Genomic DNA, 16,000 nt, shown 5'->3' with positions numbered 1-16,000 from the left:
CCCCCCCCCGGCGGGGGGGGGGGGGGGGGGGGGCCCCGGGGGGCCCCCCCCGCCCCCCCCCCAGTGCGAGAGTCAGGCGTCGTGGTCTTCCCAGTCGCGGGTGCGGTCCACGGCTTTCTGCCAGCCGGCATACAGCTTTTCTTTCTGGGCTTCGTCCAGTTGGGGGCTGAACTCGCGTTCGATGATCGCCTTGTCGCGCAACTCGTCAAGGCCGCTCCAGAAGCCACAGGCCAGGCCAGCCAGGTAGGCCGCGCCCAGGGCAGTGGTTTCACGCATTTTCGGCCGCTCCACGCAGGTGCCCAGAATGTCGGCCTGGAACTGCATGAGGAAGTTGTTGGCTACTGCGCCGCCATCCACCCGCAATTCAGACAGACGCTTGCCGCTGTCCTGTTGCATGGCATCGAGCACGTCGCGGGTCTGGTAGGCGATGGATTCCAGCGCAGCGCGGATGATGTGGTCCACCTTGACCCCGCGGGTCAGGCCGAACAAGGCACCCCGTGCATACGGGTCCCAATAGGGTGCGCCCAGCCCGGTGAATGCCGGCACCAGGTACACGCCGTTGCTGTCCTTGACCTTGCTGGCGAAGTATTCGGTGTCCAGCGCGTCGTTGACGATCTTCAGTTCATCACGCAGCCATTGCACGGTGGAGCCACCATTGAACACTGCACCCTCAAGTGCGTAAGCCACCTCGCCGCGGGGGCCGCAGGCGATGGTGGTGAGCAGGCCGTGGGATGACTTGACCGCCTGGTCACCGGTGTTCATCAGCAGGAAACACCCGGTGCCGTAGGTGTTCTTGGCCTGGCCCGGCTCCACGCACATTTGCCCGAACAGCGCCGATTGCTGGTCACCGGCAATGCCGGCGATGGCGATACCGCTCTTGGTGTGGCCGTACACCTGCGACGACGGTTTTACCTGCGGCAGCATCTGGGCGGGGATACCCAGGATTTGCAGCAGTTTCTCGTCCCACTGCAGGGTATGGATGTTGAACATCAGCGTGCGCGAGGCGTTGGTGTAGTCGGTGACATGCACCTTGCCACCGGAGAACTTCCAGATCAGCCAGGTATCGATGGTGCCGAACAACAGCTCACCGCGCTCGGCCCGCTCCCGCACGCCTTCGACGTTATCCAGGATCCATTTCAGCTTTGTGCCGGAGAAGTATGGGTCTGTGACCAGGCCGGTGGTGTCACGGATGTAGGCTTCGTGGCCGTCGCGCTTGAGCTGGGCACAGATCTCGGTGCTGCGCCGGCACTGCCAGACAATGGCATTGTAGACCGGGCGCCCGGTTTCCTTGTCCCATACCACGGTGGTCTCACGCTGGTTGGTGATACCCAGTGCGGCCACCTGGGCATGGCTGATGCCTGCCTGGGCCAAGGCTTCGACCATGGTCGCGCTCTGGGTGGCGAAGATTTCCATCGGGTCGTGTTCCACCCAGCCCGCTTGCGGGTAATGCTGGGCGAACTCGCGCTGTGAGGTACCTACCACGTTCGCATCGCGGTCGAAGATGATGGCGCGCGAACTGGTGGTGCCCTGGTCCAGGGCGATGATGTAGTGCTTGTCCTGGGTATCTGTCATGGTCTTAGGCCTTGCAAAAATAGGGGTCTGGGCTGGAAGCCGCCATCAATTGACTTGGGTGTCGCCTTGGCGATCATCGCCCGTGCGGGTGTTGGCAGCAGGTACCTCCGGCAGGTGGCGGGCAATCAGCCCGCGATACGCCGCAGCACCCAGGCAGGCGCCGATGATAGGCCCGAATACCGGCACCAGGAAGTAAGGCACATCACGGCCGCCGGTAAAGGCGATTTCGCCCCAGCCTGCGAGGAAGGTCATCACCTTGGGCCCCAGGTCCCGGGCCGGGTTCATGGCAAAGCCGGTCAGGGGGCCCATGGCGCTGCCAATCACGGCGATCAGCAGCCCGATCAGCAGCGGCGCCATGGCGCCACGGGGCAGGCCGTTGTTGTCATCGGTCAGTGCCATGATCACGGCCATCAGGATGGCTGTGATGATCACTTCGACCAACAGCGCCTGGCCGGTGGACAGCGCCGGGTGCGGGTAGGTGGAGAACACTGCGGCCAGCTCCAGGCTGGCTTCGCTACCGCGCAGCATCGCGTGCGCCTGTTCGAAATCGAAGAACAGGGCGCTGTACAAGGTGTATACCAACGCAGCGCCGCAAAAGGCGCCGCACACCTGGGCCAGCATGTAGAAGGGCAGCTTGCGTTTGTCGAAGCCTGCGAAAAGGGCAAGGGCGATGCTCACGGCCGGGTTCAGGTGCGCACCTGATATGCCGGCGGTAAGGTAGATACTCATGCTGACGCCTACGCCCCAGATGATGCTGATTTCCCACAGCCCGAAGCTGGCGCCCGCCACCTTGAGCGCGGCAACGCAGCCGGTACCGAAAAAGATCAGCAACGCAGTGCCGAGAAACTCGGCCAGGCATTGGCTGGGCAGTGTGGGTTGGCCTTGAGCAATTGTCATGTATGACCTCATTGTTTTTGTTGTGAGTCGCGTGGCGCTCGACAGCAAAAGCCCGGCGCCTATCCCCATCGACCCCGGGCACCTCTATGAAATGCACCGTAAAAGTGCACCATTTATTCAGAAACGAAAAAATATAGACAAGAAACGCTGATGTCAAAGGTCGAAAGTGAACGGTCAGTCACGTTTTGGGCAGTTAATCCGGGCGCGACTGCGCGAGCTAGAGCGGCGCCATTGCGCCGTGCTGGCTGGGATGTGGGAATTGTCCTAAAGTAGCCGCCGATTCGTCTTACACCGGAGCCCCTGCATGACACCTGCCCTGGACCTGTTGAAGAAGCACCGCGCCGAGCACCGTGTGCACAGTTACGAACACGACCCCAAATCGGCGTCATACGGGCTCGAGGCTGCAGAAAAGCTGGGGCTGGACCCGCAACAGGTGTTCAAGACCTTGCTGGCCAGTAGCGAGAAGGGCGAGTTGCTGGTCGCGGTAGTGCCGGTGGTGGGTTCACTGGACCTCAAGGCCCTGGCGCATGCTGCCGGGGTGAAGAAGTGCGAAATGGCAGACCCTGCCCAGGCGCAACGGGCTACAGGCTACCTGGTGGGGGGGATCAGCCCGCTGGGGCAGAAAAAGCGGCTGCGCACTTTTATCGACGACTCATCGCAGAATTTTGCCAGCATCCATGTCAGTGCCGGGCGCAGGGGGCTGGAAGTGGAATTGGCGGCAGCGGTGCTGGCCGAATATACCCAAGGCACATTTGCGCCGATCGGCAGGGGGTAGAGAGGCCGCCAGGCGACCTCCTGCAGCGTCCTCAGTGCGCGGAGCTGTGACGGCGCACGCCGCTGTGCTGCTGCAACGCCTGTGCTGCCACGCTGCCGGGGACAGCGAACAGCACCAGGTGATCGGCTTTGACTGCAATGCCTACGTCCGCCCCAAGCTGATGATCGACATGGCTCGGGAAGATTGCCTCCAGTTGGCTGCCGGTGGGCAGTTGCAGGCGATACAAGGTGGAGGCCCCCAGGAAACTCTTGCCCACGATGCTGGCCCGCAACAGGCTGTCGGGTGCGTGCACGATATCATCGGGGCGTAGCAGCACATCCACCGAGCTGCCCGAGGTCATGGTATAGGCACGGTTGCCACGCAGCTCACCCAGTTCAGTACTGACCGCTTCGTGGCTGATCATCTGCCCGCGAATGAAGTACCCCTGGCCGATGAAGCTGGCCACGAAAGGGGTCTGCGGTTCGTGGTAAAGGTTGTAGGGGGTGTCCCACTGCTCAAGCCGGCCTTCCTTGAACACGCCCACCTGGTCGCTGACCGCAAAGGCCTCTTCCTGGTCATGGGTGACCAGGATGGCGCTGGTGCCACGGCTTTTGAGGATGTCCCGCACCTCATGGCTCAGGCGCCTGCGCAGCTCCACATCCAGGTTGGAGAACGGCTCGTCGAGCAACAGCAACTGAGGTTCAGGTGCCAGCGCCCGGGCCAGGGCTACACGTTGCTGCTGGCCGCCAGACAGCTCGTGCGGGTATCGCCCGCCCAGGCCGCCGAGCTTGACCAGCTCCAGCATTTCTTCGATCACCGCCGCCTGGCGGGGATGCTTGGCAATGCCGAAGGCAATGTTCTGCGCAACGGTCAGGTGCGGAAACAGGGCGTAGTCCTGAAACACCATGCCGATACGACGCTTTTCCGGCGCCAGGGTGAAGCCGGCCCGGGAGATGACCTCGCCTGCGAGCTGGATTTCGCCGTCATGCACCGGTTCGAAACCCGCGATGGCGCGCAGGGTGGTGGTTTTGCCGCAACCGGACGCACCCAGCAGGCAACCGATGTCGCCGGCATTGAGGTGCAGGTTGAGGTTCTGGACGATGCGCTGATCGCCATAGCCGCAGGCGAGGTTGCGCAGGTTGAGCAGTAGAGGTTGACTCATGCGTGGTGGTAAGCCGGTTCGACAAGGAATTCGAGAAGGGCCTTCTGTGCATGCAGGCGGTTTTCAGCCTGGTCCCAGGCGACCGAACGTGGGTCGTCGAGCAGGTCATGGCTGATTTCCTCGCCACGGTGGGCGGGCAGGCAATGCATGAACAGGGCGTCGGGTGCCGCCAGGTCAAGCATTTGCCGCGTGACCTGGTAGGGCGCGAAATGCGCCAGGCGCCGAGCAGTTTCCTCTTCCTGGCCCATGGAAGTCCAGACATCTGTGGTAACCAGGTGAGCACCCTGCACCGCCAGCAGCGGGTCGCGCACGATCTGCACGTGGTCGCCGCCGATGGCCATGAAACGCGGATCGGGTTCGTAACCTTCGGGGCAGGCGATGCGCAGCTGGAAGCCGAACTGGCGCGCCGCTTCGATGTAGGAGTTGCACATGTTGAAGCCGTCACCGATCCAGGCAACCGTCTTGCCCTGGATGGGCCCACGGTGCTCCAGGAAGGTCTGCATGTCGGCCAGCAACTGGCATGGGTGGGATTCGTCAGACAGCGCATTGATGACCGGCACGCGGGACTTGGCGGCGAACTCGGTGAGTGTGCTGTGGGCGTGGGTGCGGATCATCACCACGTCGAGCATGCTCGACAACACGATGGCACTGTCGCCAATGGGCTCGCCACGGCCCAGTTGCGTGTCACGCGGGGACAGGAAGATCGCCTGGCCGCCGAGCTGGATCATGCCGGCCTCGAACGAGACTCGGGTGCGGGTGGAGGACTTTTCGAAGATCATCCCCAGCACGCGGTTTTTCAGGGGCTCGAACAGCACGCCTCGCTTGCGCAGGTCCTTCAGCTCGATGCCGCGGCGGATCACCCCGAGCAATTCGTCGGTGGTGAAGTCCAGCAGGGAGAGAAAGTGCCTAGCGCTCATGATTGACTACCTTATCTGCAACAGTATGCAGGCCCACCGTGTGGTTTTTTTTAACAACGGGAGTGACCTGCGGCGTAAGCCGCACGGGGCGGACGAAATGGGGAAAGGCGCAATACTATAATTAAATGTCGCCTGAAACCAAGGGGGGAAACAGCGGCCACCTGCACAGGGTGTTGCAAAGGGTGTCGGCGTTGCCCCTGTAGCTGTTTTTTATTTGCTACAGGGGTTTTGTACACGGCTTGCTGGCGATTTGGCAAACAGCTGTCGTGAATCGCGCGCCTGATGTCGCTGGATTCACGCCACGAAGCACGCTGGCCCGGGCGGCGAGGCGGCGCCATAGTCTTGGCTTCTTTCCTGACCCAGGCAAAAGCGGCCATGAACAAGACCCTGCACCACCGTGCCTGCCACCTGTGTGAAGCCATTTGCGGCTTGAGTATCGAATTGAGCCACGGCGCTGATGGCACGGCGCAGATCAGTTCGATCAAGGGCGACCCGCTGGACCCCTTCAGCCGCGGCCACATATGCCCCAAGGCGGTGGCCTTGCAGGACATCCAGAACGACCCCGATCGGCTGCGCCAGCCGCACCGCAGGGTTGGGGAACAGTGGCAGGCGATCAGCTGGGAGGAAGCCTTCGCCCTGGCAGCCGAGCGCCTCTGGGCGGTGCAGCAGGCTCACGGGCGCAATGCCGTGGCGGTGTATCAGGGTAACCCGAGCGTGCATAACTATGGCTTGATGACCCACAGCAACTACTTTCTTGGCCTGCTCAAAACCCGTAACCGGTTTTCTGCCACCTCGGTAGATCAATTACCCCAGCACCTGGTCAGCCACCTGATGTACGGCCATGGGCTGCTGCTGCCGGTTCCCGACATCGACCATACCGACTTCATGCTGATTCTCGGTGGCAACCCGCTGGCCTCCAACGGCAGCATCATGACCGTGCCCGATGTGGAAAAGCGCTTCAAGGCCCTGCGCGCACGGGGAGGGCGCCTGGTGGTGGTGGACCCGCGGCGCAGTGAAACGGCGGCGATAGCCGACACCCATCTGTTCATTCGCCCCGGCGGCGACGCCGCGCTGTTGTGCGGCCTGCTCAACACCCTGTTCGAAGAAGGCCTGGCCAGAGGCACGCACCTGCCTGTGAGCGGCGTGCCGGCCGTGCAGGCGGCGATAGCCCCTATGACGGCCGAGGCCATGAGCCCGCTTTGTGGCATCCCTGCAGCAGGCATCCGCCAGCTCGCACGTGACTTCGCGGCTGCCGACAAGGCCGTTTGCTATGGCCGCATGGGCGTTTCAACCCAAGTGTTCGGCACGCTCTGCCATTGGCTGGTGCAGCTGATCAACCTGGTCACCGGTAACCTCGACCGCCCAGGCGGCGCATTGTGCACCGAGCCTGCCGTCGACCTGGTGGCGGCCACCTCGGGTGGTCACTTCAATGCCTGGCAAAGCCGGGTGTCGGGGTTGCCCGAATATGGCGGCGAGTTGCCGGTTGCCGCCCTGGCCGAGGAAATGCTCACGCCGGGTGAGGGGCAGGTGCGCGCACTGGTGACGGTGGCCGGCAACCCGGTACTGTCCACGCCCAACGGTCGGCAACTGGACGGCGCCTTGGCGGGGCTGGAGTTCATGCTCAGCATCGACCTGTACATCAACGAAACCACGCGCCATGCCGACCTGATCCTGCCGTCGACGTCGGCGCTGGAAAACGACCATTACGACAGTACCTTCAACTTGCTGGCCGTGCGCAACGTCACCCGTTTCAACCGCGCCATTCTGCCCAAGCCCGAAGGGGCGCTGCACGACTGGGAGATCTTCGTGGGCCTTGCGCAGGCATTTGCCGCGCGTGCACAGCAGCCGCTGAAACCCACCGCGCCGCCCGCGCACATGATCGACCTGGCGTTGCGCAGTGGCCGCTATGGCCATGACACCCCCTGGAAGCTGTCACTGGAGGCGTTGGACTCCCACCCTCATGGCCTCGACCTCGGCCCGCTGCAGCGCAACTTGGGCGCGCGCCTGGCGACGGCCGAAAACACCGTCCAGGCGGCACCCCAGGTGTTGCTGCAGGACTTGCAGCGCCTGGCCCTGCAGGCCCTTCCGGCGCCAGGCCAACTGCTGCTGATCGGCCGTCGGCATGTGCGCAGCAACAATTCGTGGATGCACAACTACCACAGGCTGGTCAAAGGCAAGCCACGGCACCAGTTGCTGATGCACCCTGATGACATGCAGCACAGGTGCTTGCAGGATGGCCAGCGGGTACGGGTGAGTTCCCGCACTGGCACGGTGGAAGTTGAGGTGCAGGGCTGCCAGAACATGATGCCCGGCGTGGTTAGCCTGCCTCACGGTTATGGTCATGGGTTGAAGGGTGTGCACATGCAGGTAGCCCAGCGCCAGCCAGGTGCCAGCGCCAACGACCTGACCGACGAACGCTTGCGTGACCCTGTATCGGGCAATGCAGCGCTCAATGGCGTCCCCGTGCAGGTAGAGGCCGCCTGAGGGCACGAGCATGCCGCTCGGCTTTCCGTTACAATGCCTCACCGTGCCGACGACGACGTCGCAAAGTTAAGCCGAGGTGCTACATGGATATCATCGAAACGATCAAAGAGCAGATTGCCAACAACACCATTCTGCTCTACATGAAGGGCTCGCCGAATGCACCGCAATGCGGTTTTTCTGCGCGTGCTTCCCAGGCAGTCATGGGTTGCGGCGAGAAGTTCGCCTACGTCGACATCCTGCAGAACCCGGAAATCCGCGCCAACCTGCCTAAATATGCCAATTGGCCAACCTTCCCCCAGCTCTGGGTGGGTGGCGAGCTGGTTGGCGGCAGCGACATCGTGCTGGAAATGTTCGAAAACGGTGAGCTACAGACGCTCATCAAGGATGCCGCCGCCAAGGCCAAGGCTGCCGAAGCCTGATAGGCAGCGCGCCATAAAAAAAACCCGCCAATGGCGGGTTTTTTATGGCGTTGGAATTATTCCTCGCCCATCTGCGACTGCAGGTAGTTCTCGATGCCGATCTTGTCGATGAGGCTCAGCTGGGTTTCCAGCCAGTCGATGTGCTCTTCCTCGGATTCAAGGATGTCTTCGAGCATGTCACGCGAACCGAAGTCGCCGGCCGTTTCGCAATGGGCGATGGCGGCTTTCAGGTCCAGCAGGCCTTTCTGCTCGATCTTCAGGTCGCATTCGAGCATTTCCTTGGTGTGCTCGCCGATCAGCAACTTGCCCAGGTCCTGAACGTTGGGAATGCCTTCGAGGAACAGAATACGCTTGATCAGTTTGTCAGCGTGCTTCATCTCGTCGATGGATTCTTTGTACTCGTGCTTGCCGAGTTTGTTCAGGCCCCAGTCTTCATACATGCGGGCATGCAGGAAGTACTGGTTGATAGCGACCAGCTCGTTTCCGAGGATCTTGTTGAGATGCTGGATGACGCTGATGTCGCCTTTCATGGGTGTTCCTGCCCTGTCGAAGTGTGCCAATACTGCGAAGTTTGAGCTGGATGCCCGGGCCTGTCAAACCTAAGTTATTGAATAATAAATGAAAATTAATAGGAATAAGAATGTTTGTGAACCGCGTTGGGGCCCTAACTTATTGAATTATGAGCATAAAAAAACCGGACACGAGGTCCGGTTTCGGGAAACGGGGGTATTCAGGCAGTGGTAAATTCCACGGGGTAGGGCAGCGCCGCCTGGCTGACCTGGAGGTCGGTCAGCGTTTCGCGCACTACCTGCTTGGCCAGGCACGCACATTTGCCACATTGGCTGGCGACATTGGTCGCGGCACGGACTTCCTTGTAGCTGCAGCATCCTTCATAGATCGCATCGCGGATCTGTCCGTCGGTGACGCCGACACAAAGACACACATACATAAGGGCTGACCATCGCTGGCGGGATCGATGGGGTGGAGCTTAATGTGAATGAGAATGCTTGTCAAAGTGGTTTCAGAAGGCATTTACCGAAGGCGACCGACGGTCGCTCATCACCAGAGTCGGCCTGTCATGAGAAGCCGTGTATGATGGTCAACCTTTGCTGGATGTCGGGCAGGGCCCGGCAACAGGTTATTCACCCTCATCAGGAGATTACAATGAGCGTACTCGTTGGCAAGAAAGCCCCCGATTTCACTGTACCGGCCGTGCTGGGCAATGGCGAGATCGTCGACAGCTTCAACCTGGCCTCGGCCATCAAGGGCAAGTACGGCCTGGTGTTCTTCTACCCGCTGGACTTCACCTTTGTCTGCCCGTCCGAGCTGATCGCGCTGGACAACCGCATCCCAGACTTCCAGGCCCGCAACGTGGAAGTGATCGGCGTCTCGATCGACTCGCACTTCACCCACAATGCCTGGCGTAACACCCCGGTCAACAATGGCGGTATCGGCCAGGTGAAGTACACCTTGGCTGCCGACATGACCCACGAAATCTGCAAGGCCTACGACGTTGAGTCCGAAGGCGGCGTGGCGTTCCGTGGCGCTTTCCTGATCGACACCAACGGTGTGGTTCGCTCGCAGATCATCAACGACCTGCCGCTGGGCCGTAACATGGACGAGCTGCTGCGTCTGGTCGATGCCCTGCAGTTCCACGAAGAGCACGGCGAAGTCTGCCCTGCCAACTGGAAAAAAGGCGACAAGGGCATGAACGCTTCGCCAGAAGGCGTTGCTGCCTACCTGAGCGAGAACGCCGGCAAGCTGTAATGGCAGCCATTTGCCCAAGGGCTTGAACCTGCCCTGGGGGCACAAAAAAACCGATGCTCGCGAACGGGCATCGGTTTTTTTTTGCCGCAGGGTCGGCGGTATCAACCCTGGCGCCAGCCGCCCATGTCCTTCCAGCGGTTGACGATACCGCAGAACAGTTCGGCGGTTTTCTCCGTGTCGTAGCGGGCCGAGTGGGCCTCGCGACCGTCGAAATCGATGTCGGCGCTTTGGCAGGCACGGGCCAGCACCGTTTGACCGTAGGCCAGGCCCGCCAGGGTGGCGGTATCGAAGCTGGAGAAGGGGTGGAACGGGTTGCGCTTGAGGTCGTTGCGCGCTACTGCAGCGTTGAGGAAGCCCAGGTCGAAGCTGCTGTTGTGGCCGACCAGAATGGCACGCTTGCAACCGTTGGCCTTCAGCGCCTTGCGGATGCCGCGGAAGATGTCGGTGAGCGCCGCCTCTTCGCTGACCGCCATGCGCAGTGGGTGGTCCAGCTTGATACCGGTGAACTCGAGGGCCGCTGCCTCGATGTTGGCACCCTCGAACGGTTCCACGCGGTGGAAGTAGGTGTGCTCCGGGAACAGGAAGCCTTTTTCATCCATGCCGATGGTGACGGCTGCAATTTCCAGCAGGGCGTCGGTGGCGCTGTTGAAGCCGCCTGTTTCTACATCCACCACCACGGGCAGGTAACCGCGGAAGCGCTCGGCCATGGGGTGGCGTGAGCCCGTGTTGCCCTGGGTGTCCAGGTCGTCTTCGTACAGGTCTTCGCTCACGCGCGTTCCTCCAGCAGGCGCCAGCGCAGCTTTTCTCCAGCGCGTAGCGGAATCACGGTCTGCTCGCCAAACGGCAGGCTGTCAGGGGCGGTCCATTCGTCGCGCACCAGGGTGATGGTGTCGGTGTTCGCCGGCAGGCCATAGAACGCCGGGCCATGAAGGCTGGCAAAGCCTTCGAGCTTGTCCAGCGCGTTGCGCTGCTCGAACGCCTCGGCATACAGCTCGATGGCGGCATAAGCGGTGTAGCAGCCAGCACAACCGCAAGCGGCTTCCTTGGCGTGGCGGGCGTGGGGCGCCGAGTCGGTACCGAGGAAGAACTTTGGGTTGCCGCTGGTTGCAGCATCCAGCAACGCCACCTGGTGGGTGTTGCGCTTGAGGATGGGCAGGCAGTAGAAGTGCGGGCGGATACCGCCAACCAGCATGTGGTTGCGGTTGTACAGCAAATGCTGCGCGGTGATGGTGGCGCCGACGTTGGCCGAGGCCTCGGTGACGAACTGGGCGGCATCCGCGGTGGTGATGTGCTCGAACACGACCTTCAAGGTAGGGAAGCGCTCGACCAGACGGCGCATGTGCTCGTCGATGAAACGCTTCTCGCGGTCGAACACGTCAATTTCGCTGCGGGTGACTTCACCGTGCACGAGCAGTGGCATGCCGACTTCTGCCAGCGCCTCGATGGCCGGGAAGATGTTGTCGATGCTGGTCACGCCCGAATCGGAGTTGGTGGTGGCGCCTGCCGGGTACAGCTTAGCCGCATGCACGAAGCCGCTAGCCTTGGCGGCCCGGATGTCCTCGGGGCTGGTGCGGTCGGTGAGGTACAGCACCATCAGGGGCTCGAACCGGCTGCCGGCCGGCCGCGCCGCCAGGATGCGTTCACGGTAGGCTTGGGCTTCAGCGGCATTGCGCACCGGTGGTACCAGGTTGGGCATGATGATGGCGCGGGCGAAGGTACGCGCCACATCACCAACGGTGTGGGGCAGGACGGCACCATCACGCAGATGGATGTGCCAGTCGTCGGGGCGCAGGAGGGTCAGGCGATCGGACATTGAGGATTCCAGGCGGGTCGAACTCAAGGCGCAATGCTACCGGAAAACCCCCGGGCGAGCACGGGTATCAAGTTTTCCGCGTGCTGTCCGATAGCCTGAAAGTAAGTTGTCGAACTCTGTGGAGCCACCCGTGCGCCAGCGTTACCTAGCCCTGTTCACCTTGTGCGCCAGCCTGCCGGCCGGCGCGCTGACATTCCAGACGCGCATGGAGAATATCGCCTGGAAGGTCGAAGGTGACCTGTTCGAGTGCCGGCTCATCCAGCCCATCGAGGGTTTCGGCAGTGGCGAGTTCGTGCGCCGTGCCGGCGAACAACCGGTCTTCCAGTTGCGCTCGGACAGCAACGCATTGGGCGCCGGCGGCGCCAGCCTGCTGGCAGCGGCGGCGCCGTGGCAGCCGGGGCGGGGAGACATCAACCTGGGCAATGTGCGGCTGGCGCGCACGGGGCTGTTGTTCAGCTCGTCCCAAGGCCAGGCCAGCCGCTTGATAAACGGCCTGCTGGACGGGCGCAGCACCGTGGTGCGCAACTTTACCGGCGAGGGCGGCAGGCCGATGGAGGTGCGCGTGCTGCCGGTCAGTTTCGCCAAGGCCTACGGCGATTACCAGCTGTGTGCGGCCAAGCTGCTGCCGGTCAATTACGACCAGGTGCGCCAGACCCAGGTCGGCTTCCCTGGCGGGGGTATCGACCTGGACCAGAACGCCAAGGCGCGCCTGGACGTGATCCTGGACTACATGAAGGCCGACCCCACGGTCAACCAGGTGGAACTCAATGGCCACTCGGACAACAGCGGCAACCGCCTGACCAACCGCGACCTGTCGCGCCGTCGTGCCTTGGCCGTGGCGGATTACCTGATTGCTCACGGCGTGCCTGAGGAACACATCGCGGTGCGCTTCCACGGCGAACGTTATCCGCTGGCGAAGAACTCCACTGCCGCGAACCGAGCACGCAATCGACGCGTCAGTATTGAACTGGAACGCGTTGCCGTGGCTGAAAAGCCGGCTGAGAAACCCGCGCAGCAGGCGGCACCTGCCGTGGCACCTGCTGCGACGGGCGCTGGCGCTGCAGCACCGGCCCAGGCACCGGCTGCCAAGGCACCCTGAGGCCTGAAACCCCGTCGCGCTGCCATAATTTCTTGTCGCTTTGTCGTCAGAAGCTGTCGCGCCACTGTAAATCCGCACGCAACGCCGTTAGAATCGGGCCTTTTCCGTACAACCCCGTGGAGTGATGGCATGGCGGACGTAAAAAAGGTCGTACTGGCGTATTCCGGCGGCCTTGATACTTCGGTGATTCTCAAGTGGCTGCAAGATACCTACAACTGCGAAGTGGTGACCTTCACCGCTGACCTGGGGCAGGGCGAAGAGGTCGAGCCGGCGCGCGCCAAAGCTCAGGCGATGGGCGTCAAGGAGATCTACATCGACGACCTGCGCGAAGAGTTCGTTCGCGACTTCGTGTTCCCGATGTTCCGTGCCAACACCGTCTACGAGGGTGAGTACCTGCTGGGTACTTCCATCGCCCGCCCGCTGATCGCCAAGCGCCTGATCGAGATCGCCAACGAAACCGGCGCCGATGCCATTTCCCACGGTGCTACCGGCAAAGGCAACGACCAGGTTCGCTTCGAACTGGGTGCCTATGCTCTCAAACCAGGCGTGAAGGTGATTGCTCCATGGCGTGAGTGGGACCTGCTGTCCCGCGAGAAGCTGATGGACTACGCCGAAAAGCACGGCATCCCGATCGAGCGCCATGGCAAGAAGAAGTCGCCTTACTCGATGGACGCCAACCTGCTGCACATCTCCTATGAGGGCGGTGTGCTCGAAGACACCTGGACCGAGCACGAAGAAGACATGTGGCGCTGGAGCGTGTCCCCGGAAAGTGCCCCGGACCAGGCGACCTACATCGAACTCACCTACCGCAACGGTGACATCGTTGCCATCGATGGTGTAGAAAAAACCCCTGCGACCGTGCTGGCCGACCTCAACCGCATCGGCGGCGCCAACGGTATCGGCCGCCTGGATATCGTCGAGAACCGTTACGTGGGCATGAAATCGCGCGGCTGCTACGAGACCCCTGGCGGCACCATCATGCTCAAGGCACACCGTGCCATCGAGTCGATCACCCTGGACCGTGAAGTGGCTCACCTCAAAGATGAGCTGATGCCCAAGTACGCCAGCCTGATCTACACCGGCTACTGGTGGAGCCCAGAGCGCCTGATGCTGCAGAAAATGATCGATGCTTCGCAGGTGAACGTGAATGGCGTGGTTCGCCTGAAGCTGTACAAGGGCAACGTGACCGTGGTTGGCCGCAAATCGGACGACTCGCTGTTCGATGCCAACATCGCGACGTTCGAAGAAGACGGGGGCGCCTACAACCAGGAGGACGCTGCCGGCTTCATCAAGCTCAATGCGCTGCGCATGCGCATTGCGGCGAACAAAGGTCGCTCGATGCTCTAAGCGTCAACGGCTGCCTGAAGAGCCCTCGCCCTGTGCGGGGGTTTTTTATGCGTGAAAGCGCGTTCAGCTCGCCACAGTGGGGCTCGGCGTGTTCATCGGGCTGATGGAAAGGCGAATGCATTGGCGTTTTTGCAGGTTGCAGAATTGCCAGGTGCGTGCCGGTTCCGCGGGCTCAGCCAACGTGAGCAGCAGTTGCTTTTCCAGTAATTGGCAGGCATCTGGCCCGGAAAACATGAAGGTCACCTGCTCGGCGTTTATCGGTTCATTGTTCAGCGCTGCCGTTTTTGAATCCGTATCGCGTGGTGGTGCCCCATCAGCCGAGACCGCCCGGGTAAGGGCGGGGCTGTAGAACGACTTATAATTGAAGTTCAGCGTCAAGAAGAACAATGCCGTTAGAAAAAACGGGAAGCCGACCAGGAACCACGTGTAGAGCTTCTGGCTGGCCTCGCTCAAGAACGGCAGTGTGGCGAGCGCGGAGGCTTCGATAATGCCGGCGAAGATGGCGATGATGGTCAGCGGGGCAACTGGTTGTGCTTGTGGCATGGGGCCGTCTCCTGCGGAGTGGACCCATGATTACCCTACACGGCTGCTCACGTAGAAGCCTGCACTGTTTCCCCGGCTGGGAAATATCCCCTGATTTGCCCGATGAACCTCATTTTCGGCTTGATAGTTTCCACTATCGCCCAAGCCATTGTTACTTATTCCAATCGTATCGAGTGGGTAGCGCTGTTACGCTAACTTGCAGGTATAGATAATAGTCTTGTTACAACTATAATTATTAGTTGTAGGAAATTTCTGTAAGTGCTGTAAGGCCCTTCTGTTCATCTATTTCCAAGATAAAACCCCGCGCCATCCTTACTTCTGTCGGTTATCGTGGCGCACTAACGCAACAGCAATGAATGGATATCGCATGAACAAAGTGCTTATCGTGGACGATCATCCGGTGATACGTCTGGCCGTACGCATGCTGATGGAGCGACATGGGTATGACGTCGTCGCAGAGACCGACAACGGGGTGGCGGCCCTGCAGCTCACCCGGCAGCATCTCCCGGACATCGTTGTACTGGACATTGGTATCCCCAAGCTCGATGGCCTTGAGGTAATCGCGCGCATGGCCAGCTCCAGCCCGGGCAGCAAGGTGCTGGTGCTGACCTCCCAGGCGCCGGGTAACTTCTCCATGCGCTGCATGCAGGCGGGGGCGGCAGGCTATGTGTGCAAGCAGCAGGAACTCACCGAGTTGCTCAGCGCCATCAAGGCTGTACTGTCGGGCTACAGCTATTTCCCCAACCAGGCACTGCATGCCTCGCGTGGCAGGGGCGGAGGTAGCGAAACAGAGATGGTCAACCGCCTCTCGGCGCGTGAGATGACGGTGTTGCAGCAACTGGCAAGGGGGCGGTCCAACAAGGAAATAGCCGACAGCATGTACCTGAGCAACAAAACGGTCAGTACCTACAAGTCTCGGCTGCTGCTCAAGCTCAATGCACGTTCCCTGGTGGACCTTATCGAACTGGCGCAGCGGCAAGGGCTGAACTGATCCCCATGGTCAAGCCTCCTGCAGGGAGGCTTTGCCAAGGCTAGAAGTCGTAGTCGAAATCAGCCAACTGCTTCTGCAGGCGGCGTTCCTCAAGCAGGTTATCGATGGTGCGACGTTTGCTCAGGTTGGTCTTTGCCGGTTCTACTTGAGGCTCTGCATCCTCCTCAGTGGCAACAAAATCATCTTCGATCGACAGGTCGTCTTTGTCGGTACTCATGCGTCGCTCCAAGCCAAG

General features: G+C 61.4%; 18 protein-coding genes. 8 read left to right on the top strand and 10 right to left on the bottom strand.

Annotated features, from left to right (window positions below; translation table 11 throughout):
* Positions 1-72: 72 nt before the first annotated feature.
* Together glpK and IAE33_RS17505 are read right to left on the bottom strand one after the other, a co-directional pair.
* A complete protein-coding gene (glpK, locus tag IAE33_RS17510) occupies positions 73-1,572 on the bottom strand; it encodes a glycerol kinase GlpK (protein WP_060482763.1) in 1,500 nt (499 codons plus the stop codon).
* Between the two features lie 45 nt (positions 1,573-1,617).
* Positions 1,618-2,469 (bottom strand): MIP/aquaporin family protein, encoded by an 852-nt coding sequence (locus IAE33_RS17505; protein WP_201164440.1) that lies wholly within the window; start codon positions 2,467-2,469, stop codon positions 1,618-1,620.
* Here IAE33_RS17505 and IAE33_RS17500 point away from each other — a divergent pair.
* Positions 2,468-2,620, top strand: coding sequence for a hypothetical protein (locus tag IAE33_RS17500; RefSeq protein WP_154660062.1), 153 nt, complete (start codon positions 2,468-2,470; stop codon positions 2,618-2,620). The two genes, IAE33_RS17505 and IAE33_RS17500, sit on opposite strands and share 2 nt — an antisense overlap.
* Before the next feature lie 153 nt (positions 2,621-2,773).
* Entirely contained in the window at positions 2,774-3,244 is a 471-nt protein-coding gene (gene ybaK / locus IAE33_RS17495) for a Cys-tRNA(Pro) deacylase (protein WP_201164439.1), read from the top strand.
* Between the two features lie 31 nt (positions 3,245-3,275).
* Here the strand turns inward: ybaK and IAE33_RS17490 are convergent, their stop codons facing one another.
* Positions 3,276-4,385, bottom strand: coding sequence for an ABC transporter ATP-binding protein (locus IAE33_RS17490; protein WP_201164438.1), 1,110 nt, complete (start codon positions 4,383-4,385; stop codon positions 3,276-3,278).
* The gene (gene argF, locus IAE33_RS17485; protein WP_201164437.1) at positions 4,382-5,302 is read right to left on the bottom strand and encodes an ornithine carbamoyltransferase; all 921 of its coding nucleotides are present in this window, start codon (positions 5,300-5,302) and stop codon (positions 4,382-4,384) included. The genes IAE33_RS17490 and argF overlap by 4 nt, the downstream gene beginning before the upstream one ends.
* Before the next feature lie 375 nt (positions 5,303-5,677).
* Here argF and IAE33_RS17480 point away from each other — a divergent pair, with 375 nt between their 5' ends.
* Positions 5,678-7,786: a molybdopterin oxidoreductase family protein gene (locus IAE33_RS17480; RefSeq protein WP_201164436.1), complete on the top strand. Its 2,109-nt coding sequence runs from the start codon at positions 5,678-5,680 to the stop codon at positions 7,784-7,786.
* Between the two features lie 83 nt (positions 7,787-7,869).
* Positions 7,870-8,205, top strand: a complete 336-nt coding sequence (grxD, locus tag IAE33_RS17475; protein WP_028633246.1) for a Grx4 family monothiol glutaredoxin — start codon at positions 7,870-7,872, stop codon at positions 8,203-8,205.
* Between the two features lie 56 nt (positions 8,206-8,261).
* Here grxD and bfr read toward each other — a convergent pair whose 3' ends face one another.
* Both bfr and IAE33_RS17465 read right to left on the bottom strand, forming a co-directional pair.
* Positions 8,262-8,735 (bottom strand): bacterioferritin, encoded by a 474-nt coding sequence (gene bfr / locus IAE33_RS17470; RefSeq protein ID WP_028633245.1) that lies wholly within the window; start codon positions 8,733-8,735, stop codon positions 8,262-8,264.
* Between the two features lie 200 nt (positions 8,736-8,935).
* Positions 8,936-9,154, bottom strand: coding sequence for a bacterioferritin-associated ferredoxin (locus IAE33_RS17465; protein ID WP_028633244.1), 219 nt, complete (start codon positions 9,152-9,154; stop codon positions 8,936-8,938).
* A gap of 215 nt (positions 9,155-9,369) precedes the next feature.
* On the opposite strand from IAE33_RS17465, the gene IAE33_RS17460 reads away from it, so the two are divergent.
* A complete protein-coding gene (locus tag IAE33_RS17460; protein WP_012273884.1) occupies positions 9,370-9,972 on the top strand; it encodes a peroxiredoxin in 603 nt (200 codons plus the stop codon).
* A 101-nt stretch (positions 9,973-10,073) separates the two neighbouring features.
* Here IAE33_RS17460 and rnt read toward each other — a convergent pair whose 3' ends face one another.
* Positions 10,074-10,679, bottom strand: a complete 606-nt coding sequence (gene rnt, locus IAE33_RS17455; protein ID WP_236403960.1) for a ribonuclease T — start codon at positions 10,677-10,679, stop codon at positions 10,074-10,076.
* Positions 10,680-10,738: 59 nt separating this feature from the next.
* Complete coding sequence (gene pyrC / locus IAE33_RS17450; protein WP_201164435.1) at positions 10,739-11,785, bottom strand: dihydroorotase; 1,047 nt, start codon at positions 11,783-11,785, stop codon at positions 10,739-10,741.
* 130 nt (positions 11,786-11,915) lie between these two features.
* On the opposite strand from pyrC, the gene IAE33_RS17445 reads away from it, so the two are divergent.
* Positions 11,916-12,884: a flagellar protein MotY gene (locus tag IAE33_RS17445; protein WP_201164434.1), complete on the top strand. Its 969-nt coding sequence runs from the start codon at positions 11,916-11,918 to the stop codon at positions 12,882-12,884.
* 129 nt (positions 12,885-13,013) lie between these two features.
* The gene (locus IAE33_RS17440) at positions 13,014-14,231 is read left to right on the top strand and encodes an argininosuccinate synthase (RefSeq protein WP_028633240.1); all 1,218 of its coding nucleotides are present in this window, start codon (positions 13,014-13,016) and stop codon (positions 14,229-14,231) included.
* 63 nt (positions 14,232-14,294) lie between these two features.
* Here IAE33_RS17440 and IAE33_RS17435 read toward each other — a convergent pair whose 3' ends face one another.
* Positions 14,295-14,774, bottom strand: coding sequence for a hypothetical protein (locus tag IAE33_RS17435; protein WP_201164433.1), 480 nt, complete (start codon positions 14,772-14,774; stop codon positions 14,295-14,297).
* Positions 14,775-15,141: 367 nt separating this feature from the next.
* Here IAE33_RS17435 and IAE33_RS17430 point away from each other — a divergent pair, with 367 nt between their 5' ends.
* Positions 15,142-15,765 (top strand): response regulator transcription factor, encoded by a 624-nt coding sequence (locus tag IAE33_RS17430; RefSeq protein WP_060482769.1) that lies wholly within the window; start codon positions 15,142-15,144, stop codon positions 15,763-15,765.
* 40 nt (positions 15,766-15,805) lie between these two features.
* Here the strand turns inward: IAE33_RS17430 and IAE33_RS17425 are convergent, their stop codons facing one another.
* Positions 15,806-15,982 carry a PA3496 family putative envelope integrity protein gene (locus IAE33_RS17425; RefSeq protein ID WP_028633237.1) on the bottom strand — a complete coding sequence of 59 codons (177 nt, stop codon included), beginning with the start codon at positions 15,980-15,982 and terminating at the stop codon, positions 15,806-15,808.
* Positions 15,983-16,000 lie beyond the last annotated feature (18 nt).

The sequence above is a fragment of the Pseudomonas sp. S60 genome (assembly GCF_016647865.1).
In the GTDB taxonomy this organism is placed as follows: Bacteria; Pseudomonadota; Gammaproteobacteria; order Pseudomonadales; family Pseudomonadaceae; genus Aquipseudomonas; species Aquipseudomonas parafulva.
This window is presented reverse-complemented; position numbering and strand designations above follow the sequence as displayed.